General features: G+C 71.0%; 11 protein-coding genes and 1 pseudogene. 5 read left to right on the top strand and 7 right to left on the bottom strand.

Translation table 11 applies throughout. The features are described 5' to 3' along the window. The 3 genes from ABZ749_RS21300 to ABZ749_RS21310 all read left to right on the top strand — a co-directional run. On the top strand, positions 1–791 hold a 791-nt coding region (locus tag ABZ749_RS21300), incomplete at its 5' end, for an SAM-dependent methyltransferase (protein ID WP_357230221.1). 25 nt (positions 792–816) lie between these two features. Further along, entirely contained in the window at positions 817–1,296 is a 480-nt protein-coding gene (gene ybaK, locus ABZ749_RS21305; protein ID WP_357230223.1) for a Cys-tRNA(Pro) deacylase, read from the top strand. A gap of 179 nt (positions 1,297–1,475) precedes the next feature. Continuing rightward, on the top strand, positions 1,476–2,561 hold the full coding sequence (locus ABZ749_RS21310; RefSeq protein WP_357206750.1) for a substrate-binding domain-containing protein: 1,086 nt from the start codon (positions 1,476–1,478) through the stop codon (positions 2,559–2,561). A gap of 43 nt (positions 2,562–2,604) precedes the next feature. Here ABZ749_RS21310 and ABZ749_RS21315 read toward each other — a convergent pair. Then, positions 2,605–2,739, bottom strand: a pseudogene (locus ABZ749_RS21315) (enoyl-CoA hydratase/isomerase family protein); the annotation flags it as partial. A gap of 46 nt (positions 2,740–2,785) precedes the next feature. Next, complete coding sequence (locus ABZ749_RS21320) at positions 2,786–3,013, bottom strand: helix-turn-helix domain-containing protein (protein ID WP_007462679.1); 228 nt, start codon at positions 3,011–3,013, stop codon at positions 2,786–2,788. A gap of 216 nt (positions 3,014–3,229) precedes the next feature. Here ABZ749_RS21320 and ABZ749_RS21325 point away from each other — a divergent pair, with 216 nt between their 5' ends. Further along, positions 3,230–3,829: a cadmium resistance transporter gene (locus tag ABZ749_RS21325; RefSeq protein WP_357230225.1), complete on the top strand. Its 600-nt coding sequence runs from the start codon at positions 3,230–3,232 to the stop codon at positions 3,827–3,829. Between the two features lie 19 nt (positions 3,830–3,848). Here the strand turns inward: ABZ749_RS21325 and ABZ749_RS21330 are convergent, their stop codons facing one another. After that, entirely contained in the window at positions 3,849–5,453 is a 1,605-nt protein-coding gene (locus ABZ749_RS21330; protein ID WP_357204154.1) for an ABC-F family ATP-binding cassette domain-containing protein, read from the bottom strand. A gap of 263 nt (positions 5,454–5,716) precedes the next feature. Between ABZ749_RS21330 and ABZ749_RS21335 the strand changes: the two genes are divergently transcribed. Continuing rightward, positions 5,717–6,640 carry a neutral zinc metallopeptidase gene (locus ABZ749_RS21335; RefSeq protein WP_357230227.1) on the top strand — a complete coding sequence of 308 codons (924 nt, stop codon included), beginning with the start codon at positions 5,717–5,719 and terminating at the stop codon, positions 6,638–6,640. Positions 6,641–6,710: 70 nt separating this feature from the next. Here ABZ749_RS21335 and ABZ749_RS21340 read toward each other — a convergent pair whose 3' ends face one another. The 4 genes from ABZ749_RS21340 to ABZ749_RS21355 all read right to left on the bottom strand — a co-directional run bounded on the left by ABZ749_RS21340 (position 6,711) and on the right by ABZ749_RS21355 (position 9,072). Beyond that, positions 6,711–7,070, bottom strand: a complete 360-nt coding sequence (locus ABZ749_RS21340) for an SgcJ/EcaC family oxidoreductase (RefSeq protein ID WP_357230229.1) — start codon at positions 7,068–7,070, stop codon at positions 6,711–6,713. Between the two features lie 65 nt (positions 7,071–7,135). Next, positions 7,136–7,435 carry a muconolactone Delta-isomerase family protein gene (locus ABZ749_RS21345; protein WP_357208455.1) on the bottom strand — a complete coding sequence of 100 codons (300 nt, stop codon included), beginning with the start codon at positions 7,433–7,435 and terminating at the stop codon, positions 7,136–7,138. Positions 7,436–7,598: 163 nt separating this feature from the next. Beyond that, positions 7,599–8,246 (bottom strand): acVLRF1 family peptidyl-tRNA hydrolase, encoded by a 648-nt coding sequence (locus tag ABZ749_RS21350; RefSeq protein WP_355009960.1) that lies wholly within the window; start codon positions 8,244–8,246, stop codon positions 7,599–7,601. 193 nt (positions 8,247–8,439) lie between these two features. Beyond that, entirely contained in the window at positions 8,440–9,072 is a 633-nt protein-coding gene (locus ABZ749_RS21355; RefSeq protein ID WP_357230232.1) for a LysE family transporter, read from the bottom strand. Positions 9,073–9,186 lie beyond the last annotated feature (114 nt).

Genomic DNA, 9,186 nt, shown 5'->3' on the forward strand with positions numbered 1-9,186 from the left:
CCGCCAACGCCGAGGCGGCCGGCCTGGCCGAGCTGTTCACCGTCGAGTGCGGCGACGCGACCGGGTTCGACGTGGCAAGGGTCGACGGGGTCTTCTGCGACCCGGCCCGCCGCGCCACCGGCACCGGGCGGCGGATCTTCGACCCGCGCGCCTACTCGCCACCGTGGGACTTCGTCACCGGATTGGCCGAGCGGGTGCCGCGCACCGTGGTGAAGGTCGCGCCGGGCCTGGACCACGCGCTCATCCCGGCCGGGGCGGAGGCCGAGTGGGTCGGCGTGGACGGCGACCTGGTCGAGGCCGCGCTCTGGTGCGGTGAGCTGGCGGAGGTGCCCCGTCGCGCCACCCTCTACCGCCAGCGGGGCGCCGAGGCCCACAGCCACCAGCTCACCGGCTCGGGTGCCGCCGAGGCACCGGTCGGGCCGCCGCGTCGCTACCTGTACGACCCGGACCCGGCAGTGGTGCGCGCCCACCTCGTGGCCGAACTGGCCAGCGAACTGGACGCCAACCTGGGCGATCCGAGCATCGCCTACCTCTACGCCGACCAGCCTGTCCGCACCCCGTACGCGCGCTGCCTGGAGATCACCGACGTGCTGCCGTTCTCGCTCAAGCGCCTGCGGGCGCTGCTGCGCGACCGCCGGGTGGGCCGGGTGGAGATCCTGAAGCGGGGTTCGGCGCTCACCCCGGAGCAGCTCCGGCGGGACCTGCGGCTGGCCGGGGACGCGGCGGCGAGTCTGGTGCTCACCCGGGTCGACGGCGCACCGACGGTGCTGATCGGCCGGCCGGTCGACTAGCGCCGTCTCGACTAGCGTCGTCGCTGTGGCGGGACAGGGCACGCCGGCAACGGCACTCTTGGTCAAGCGGGGCATCGCGCATCGCACCCATCCGTACCGGGTGGCGCCGGACGCCCCGAACTACGGCGCGTTGGTGGCGGTGGCGCTCGGCGTGGCACCGGAGCGCGTGTTCAAAACTCTGGTGACCGACGTCGACGGCGCGCTCACCGTGGCGGTCGTTCCGGTCACCGGCGAGTTGGATCTCAAGGCGCTCGCGGCTGCGGTCGGCGGTAAGCGGGCGGCGTTGGCCGACCGGGCGGTCGCCGAGCGGGCCACCGGTTACGTACGCGGTGGGATCAGCCCGCTCGGGCAGCGTCGACGGTTGCCCACCGTGCTGGACGAATCCGCGCTGGATCTCCCGACGATCTACGTCTCGGCTGGTCGGCGTGGTCTGCAACTCGAACTGGCCGCAGCGGATCTGGTGGCGCTGACCGACGCCCGTACCGCGGCGTTGCAGACCCACTGACGACAGTCGTTACGTCGACACCCCCGTGGGATACCCGCGGAGTAACAGTCGCGTTGCTGAATTGTTATCGCTCCCAACAAACTATGCACCTGCGCGGTCTTGTGGAGCCGGTGTGACCCGAAATACGTTGCCGGACACAACAAAACAACACCTCCCCCACCTCCGAAAGGACCCTGCACATGCGTAAGGGGATCCTCACCATCGCCGCCGTGGGCCTGCTCACGACCGGCGGCTTGACCGCCTGTGGCGACGACTCCGGCGACAAGGCCGCCTCCGCCAAGACCCCCAAGATCGGCGTGATCCTCCCGGACAGCAAGTCCTCGGCCCGCTGGGAGACCGCGGACCGCCGGTTCCTGGAGGAGGCGTTCAAGGCCGCCGGCGTCCAGTACGACATCCAGAACGCCCAGAACGACAAGACCGCCTTCCAGACCATCGCCGACCAGATGATCACCAGCGGCGTGACCGCCCTGATGATCGTCAACCTGGACTCCGGCACCGGCAAGGCAGTGCTCGACAAGGCCAAGTCGCAGGGCGTCGCCACCATCGACTACGACCGGCTCACCCTCGGCGGCTCCGCCCAGTACTACGTCAGCTTCGACAACGAGACCGTCGGCAAGCTCCAGGGCGAGGGTCTGTCGAAGTGCCTGACCGAGAAGGGCGCCAAGAACCCCGTCGTGGCGTACCTGAACGGCTCCCCCACCGACAACAACGCCACCCTGTTCAAGGCCGGCTACGACTCGGTGCTCAAGCCGAAGTTCGACTCCAAGGAATACGTCAAGGGCCCTGAGGACGCGGTGCCGGCGTGGGACAACGCGCAGGCCGCGACGATCTTCGAGCAGCAGCTCACCACGGCCAACGGCAAGATCGACGGCGTGCTGGCCGCCAACGACGGTCTCGGCAACGCGGCCATCTCGATCCTGAAGAAGAACAAGCTCAACGGCAAGGTGCCGGTGACCGGGCAGGACGCCAGCACCGAGGGCCTGCAGAACATCCTCGCCGGCGACCAGTGCATGACCGTCTACAAGGCAGTCCGGGAAGAGGCCAAGGCCGCCTCCGACCTGGCCATCGCCCTCGCCAAGGGTGAGAAGAAGGACACCGGCCAGACGGTCAAGGACGGTGACCGGGACGTGCCCTCGGTGCTGCTCACCCCGAAGGCCATCTACAAGGAGAGCGTCAAGGACGTCATCGCCGACGGCTACGTGACCAAGGAAGAGGTCTGCACCGCGGCGTACACCAAGTTCTGCGCCGAAGCCGGCATCAGCTGACCGACGCCGCAGTACCCGCCGGAACGACCATCGCCGCCCGGCACGGGAGCACCCTAAAGTCGCTCATCGCTCGCCACATCGCGGGCGTCTGGGCATTGAGCACGTCGGGCCGGCACAACGTCACCGTGGCGACCGGCCCGTCGCAAGTCAGCCGAACCCCGGTCGCCTCGGCGGTCACCGGACTTCCCGGGGCGCGGCGCTGGTGGACGACGCTGAGGGGCGGGTCACGCCTTCTTGCGGCGTCGGGCGCCACCGCGCTGACGCAGCTGCACGCCGGACTCGGTGAGCACTCGGTGGATGAACCCGTAGGAACGGCCGGTCGAGGCCGCCAACGCGCGGATGCTCTCCCCCGACGTGTACCGCTTTACCAGGTCCTTGGCGAGCGTCTGACGCTCGGCTCCGACGATCCGGCGACCCTTCTCAGTGCTGGTGGCTGTGCCAGTGGCTGCCATGCTGTGTCCTCACGTCCCAGACTGTGCGGTTCGGATACGGTCCCACCTATTAGACCGCCTCGAACGATCATGCGCCAGATATCAACTCTTCGCCAACCGACACGCTATGCAATGTCAGCTTCCCGATAGAGTGATCCTGGCGATGCGGCCCGCCGCGGCGTCCGGGCGTACCACCCGCCGGCGCTGGCTGCTGCCGGCAAGCCGTAACCTGCCGTCGTGATCGACCTGCTCAGCACGGCGGCCGGAGCGGCAGTGGTCTTCGCCGCGACCGACATCGACGACATCGTCATTCTGACCCTGTTCTTCGTCGCGGCCCGCACCACCGGTCGGCCCCGCCCGTGGCAGATTGTCGCCGGCCAATACCTGGGTATCGGTGCGCTCGCGCTGGCGAGCGCGGTGGTGGCGGCCGGGCTGCTCGTGGTGCCGGACCCGTGGACGGGGCTTCTCGGCCTGTTACCGATCGCGCTCGGCGTACGCGCGCTGCGTCACTCCGACGAGGACGAGACCCCCACTGTCGTGACCGGAGCGCTCGGCGTGGCCGGGGTGACGATCGCGAACGGCGCCGACAACGTGGCCGTCTACGTACCCGTCTTCCGAGCCCTCGGCGCAGCCGACAGCGCGGTGTTCCTCCTGATCTTCGTGCTGCTCATCGCGCTGTGGTGTGCCGTCGGCGCGTGGCTGGGAGGGCACCCACGGGTGGTCCGGCTGGTCGAACGAGCCGGCCACTGGCTGGTGCCGACGATCTTCATCGGCATCGGCGTGCTGATCCTGGTCAGCTCCGGCGTCGTCGGCCGGCTGGTGGACCTGCTCGGTTGAGGCCCGGCCAGAAGCTTGGTCAGGCCAGCTCGACAAGTTCGAGCAGGTCGTCGCTCCAGGCGTCCTCGTCGCCGTCGGGCAGCAGGATGGCCCGGTCCGGCTTGAGCGCCAGCACCGCACCCGGGTCGTGGGTGACCAGGACGATCGCGCCCGGGTAGTTGGCGATGGCGTCGAGGACCTGCTCCCGGCTGACCGGGTCGAGGTTGTTCGTCGGCTCGTCGAGCAACAGCACGTTGGCGCCGGAACAGACCAGGGTGGACAGCGCCAGCCGGGTCTTCTCGCCGCCGGAGAGCACCCCGGCCGGCTTGTTCACGTCGTCGCCGGAGAACAGGAACGCGCCGAGGATCTTGCGCAGGTCGGTGTCGGACTGCTCGACCGCGGCGGCGCGCATGTTCTCCAGAACCGTCCGCTCCACGTCCAGCGTCTCGTGCTCCTGGGCGTAGTAGCCCAGCCGCAGGCCGTGCCCCGCGTGCACCTCGCCGGTGTCCGGGCTGAGCAGCCCGCCGAGCATCCGCAGCAGGGTCGTCTTACCGGCGCCGTTGAGCCCGAGGATGGCCACCCGGGAGCCCCGGTCCACCGCCACGTTGACGTCGGTGAAGATCTCCAGCGATCCGTACGACTTGGAGAGACCGGTCGCCGTGAGCGGGGTCTTGCCGCACGGCGCGGGGCTGGGGAACCGCACCTTGGCCACCCGGTCGGCGACCCGCACCTCCTCCAGGCCGGAGATCAGCTTCTCGGCGCGGCGGGCCATGTTCTGCGCGGCCACGGTCTTGGTGGCCTTGGCCCGCATCTTGTCGGCCTGCGCCATCAGCGCCCCGGCCTTCTTCTCCGCGTTGGCCCGCTCCCGGCGGCGGCGCCGCTCGTCGGTCTCGCGCGCCTCCAGGTACGCCTTCCAGCCCAGGTTGTAGACGTCGATGACCGACCGGGTGGCGTCGAGGAACCAGACCTTGTTGACCACCGACTCCAGCAGCGCGCCGTCGTGGGAGATCACGATCAGGCCGCCCTTGTGGTTGGCGAGGAAGCCCCGCAGCCAGGTGATCGAGTCGGCGTCGAGGTGGTTGGTGGGCTCGTCGAGCAGCAGGATGCCGCCGCCGTTCTCGCCCGCGTCACGGAACAGGATCCGGGCCAGCTCGATGCGGCGCCGCTGACCACCGGAGAGGGTGCCGATGGTCTGCGCGAGCGCCCGGTCCGGTAGGCCGAGGTTGGCGCAGATCCGCGCGGCCTCGGCCTCGGCCGCGTACCCGCCGAGGGCGGCGAACTGGTCCTCCAGCGCGCCGTACCGACGGACCAGCTTGTCGTTGGCGTCCTCGGCGAGGCGGGCCTCGATCTCCTGCATCTGCGCCATCAGCACGTCCAGGCCGCGCGCGGAGAGAACCCGGTCGCGGCCGGTGACCTCCAGGTCACCCGTGCGCGGGTCCTGCGGCAGGTAACCGATGGCGCTGCGCTGGTCGATCTGGCCGCCGTACGGCTGCCCCTCGCCGGCGAGCACCTTCAGTGTGGTGGTCTTGCCGGCGCCGTTGCGACCGACCAGGCCGATCCGGTCACCGGGCTGCACGCGCAGGGTGGTGTCGGACAGCAGGATCCGGGAACCGGCACGCAGTTCCAGGCCGGTGGCAGTGATCATGTTTGCGGGGCTCGCTCTCGGGGTTCGGAAGGCTGACTCGGGGCACGCGAAACGGCCGGCGGGCTCAAGGGCCCGACGGCGCGGGGCGGTTCAGCCTTCGCAGCGCAGCACCTGACAAGTGTACCGGGCGCGTCCGGAGCGCCTGCCCGGATTACCAATCAAGATCATCGGGTACCGGAACGCCTGTCCGGACCCCGTCCGGCACTCGATGGACGAAACGACACACAAAAGACACTCACCGGCATACGGCGATCGGGGTCACCATGGAACTCAACGAGCGGGCCGAAATCGACACCTCGCAGGTCAACGACGTGGGCCGCGGTGGCGGAGGCGGCGGAGGCGGCCTCGGCATCCCGATCCCCGGAGGCGGCGGTCGGGGCGGCATCATCGGCATCGTGGTGGCCGTGCTCATCGCGCTGCTCGGCGGCGGTTTCGGCCTCAACGCCATGACAAACGGCGACGAGGGCGGTCAGGCCGGTGGCACCGACCTGGAGCAGTTGTGCTCCCGCGACAACCCCGAGCGTCTCGACGACGCGCGCTGCCGCAACGCGCTCTACGTCAACAGCATCCAGGCCTACTGGCAGAAGGCGTACCCGGAGTTGGGCAAGGGAGAGTACGAGCAGACCGACACCAACTTCTTCCAGGCCGCCGTCAACACCGGCTGCGGGCAGGCCGACTCGGGCGTCGGCCCGTTCTACTGCCCCGCCGACAAGCAGGTCTACATCGACCTGAGCTTCTACGACGAGTTGGCGTCCCGGTTCGGGGCGAAGGGCGAGTTCGCCCAGCCGTACGTGCTCGCCCACGAGTACGGACACCACGTCCAGAACCTCCTCGGCACCAACGCCAAGGCCGGCCAGGGCGACCAGAGCGGTCCCCAGTCCGCCTCCGTACGGCTGGAGTTGCAGGCCGACTGCTACGCCGGCGCCTGGGCCCAGCACGCCACCGAGAGCAAGGACAAGACCGGCCAGGAACCGCTGTTCAAGTCCATCACCCAGACCGACATCAGCGAGGCGGTGCAGGCCGCCGAGGCGATCGGCGACGACAGCATCCAGGAGCGCTCCGGCGGGCGGGTCAACCCCGACCAGTTCACCCACGGCACGTCCGAGCAGCGCAAGCGTTGGTTCACCCAGGGCTACGACCGCGGCGACCCGAAGACCTGCGACACCTTCGGTACCGACCAGCTCTGACACCCGCTCCGAGATCGTGGCAGGCCCCGGTGGGCCTGCCACGATTGTCATTGCGGCCGAAACTCCGGGGTCAGGTGAGCCGCGAGACCTGGTAGTGGCCGATGAGCCAGTCGTCGTCGACCCGCCGCAGGAGCACTCCGAGGTTGACGGTCAGTGCCGGCCGGTCGGTGAAGCCGAACTCCACCTCCAGGTAGCCGAGGACCACGTCGTCGGCGAGACGGCGGATCTCCCGGATGTCGTACGCGGCGGTCAGGCCGAGCGGCTGTCCGGCGTAGTACGCGGCGACGCCGGCACGACCGACCGTGTACGGCTGCAACCCCTGAAAGATCGCGTCGTCGGTGAAGCACGCCGCGACCCGGTCGGGCTCGTGGGCGTCGACAGCCGATTTCCACCGGTCGAGGACGGTACGCAGAATCTGAGCGTCGGACATGATGATCTCCCTGCTGACGGACATGTCCCGTGGCGGGCCTGTCGGGGCGGCGTACCCTCGCCGGCTCAGCGAGGCGGCTGACCCGGGTCGTTCGGGTGCGGCGTCAACGGCGTCACGGTCTCGCGCCGCCAGGCGCGCAGCGGCATCGACGCGAGCACGGCTTCCAGCTCATCGGCGTCGTCGGCCTGAAACAGCCCCCACGTACGCCACTCCCCCGGTGCCAGCGGCGGCCGCCACAGCCGCAGGAGACTGCCCTGGGCGATCAGCTCGGCCGAACGCGCGGCCTCTCGCGCACGCATGTCGGCGACGCCGTCCTCCGACGTGCCGTCGGGCACCGTCGTCACCATGTCAACCAGAAACTCCACGCGCCCATCCTCCAGCCGCCGGCCGGACAGCACGCCGCGAACCCCGTTCTGGGTGGCGACCGTCTCCCCTCCGACGCCGCCGCGAGCAGGCCTCCGACGCCGCCGCGAGCAGGCCTCCGACGTCGCCCGTGCAGGCCTCCGACGTCGCCGGTGCGGGCCGAGGTCAGTCGGGGTCGCGCACCAGGATGCGTACCGCCCGGGCCGCACCCACCGCCGCGACCAGCACCGCGTGCCGGGGCTCCGGCACGTCGAGCAGCCGCTCCGCCCGCAACGGCACGAGCGGGGCCAACCGTCGGTCGGTCAGCACCCCGTCCACCGCCCGCCGGTCACCGCCGCAGACCAACGCGGCGAGCGTCGCCACCTCCGGCAACAGCAGCCGTACGGCCAGGTCCGCCGCGTCGCCCAGCGCCGCCTTCGCCTGGTTGTCACGCCGGCGGGCGAACCGGTGCTGCGACCATCCCCCCGCAGCGGTGCGCCCCTGCACGTAGCGTGTGTCCACCTTGGAGACGACGAGGTCGCCGCCCTCGGCCACCCCGAGCGCCACCGCGCCCTTCCGCGCCAGCAGCAGGCCGATCCGGCGGGGCATGACAGCGGAGGCCACGAACCCGGCCACATCCGCGCCGGCCGGCGCACCCGGCGGGGCGTGCAGCTCGGCGGTCGCCCCGTCCGGGGCGGCGAGCAGTAGGCCGTACTCCCTCGCGCTGGTGCTGGGCGGGCCGTGCCGGTCAGCGAAGCCCTCGACCCAGCGGCCGACGCGGGCCGGGTCGACCTCGACCCACCGGCCTCCGCCGGCTGCGGGTCGACTGGTCATCGCCCGACCGTACGGCACAGCGAACCCGTCCGGGCCCCCGGGCGGCCCGTGATGCCCGGCCAGGGACACGCCCGGCGACACCGGTCGGGCGCCGTCCGGGTGGCTGAGCCGCCCGTGAACCTGGTCCGGCTCGGCCTGGACCCAGCGACCTCCTGCGGGGTCGGCCGCCGCGTCGGATGGTCGCCGTGGCCGTTCAGTCTGGCAGTAGCGCGGCCACGGCCAACGCGGCGATGAGCGCGCTGGAGACCAGGCCGGTGGCCAGCCGGCCACGCGGCCCGGTCAGCGCCCGGCCGACCACGGTGCCACCGCCGGCGATGACCAGCTGCCAGCTCGCCGACGCCAGGAACACCCCGGCCACGAAGAGGGCCACCGGCACCATGCCCGAGTCGGCAGTGTCCCGACGGCCGAGCACCAGGGCGGTGAAGTAGAGCACCGTCATCGGGTTCAACAGGGTCAACCCGAGCAGCGCCGCGTAGGCCCGCCCCGGAGTGCTCATGCCCCCACCGTCGCGTGCCGTCGGCGGTCGCCGCGAGCGGTGCGCAGCCCACGTCCGCCACAGGCCGCGCCCGGCGAGACCCAGCAGCACCACTGCGGCGACCACCCGCAGGGGCCCGGCGACCGGCGCGATGATCCCGGCCAGGCCCGCGCCGCCGAGCACGGCCACCACCGCGTAGAGCCCGTCGGCCGTCGCCACCGCGAGCGCCGCGGCCGCACCCACCCGAAACGACGTACGGGCGCTGAGCCCCAGGATCAGAATCGCGATCGCGCCGACGGGAATGGCGACGCCGTAGCCGGCCACGAGACCGGCGAGGAACGCGCCGCTCACGACGGCGGGCGCGGGATCGAGGTGCACACCGTCCGCGTCGAACGTGATCGTCTGCCGGATGAACCGCTGCGCCGGCCGGTCGTACCGGTGCAGTCGAATCGTCGCGGAGTCCTC

It is taken from the genome of Micromonospora sp. NPDC047753, from assembly GCF_040642735.1.
Lineage (GTDB): Bacteria > Actinomycetota > Actinomycetes > Mycobacteriales > Micromonosporaceae > Micromonospora.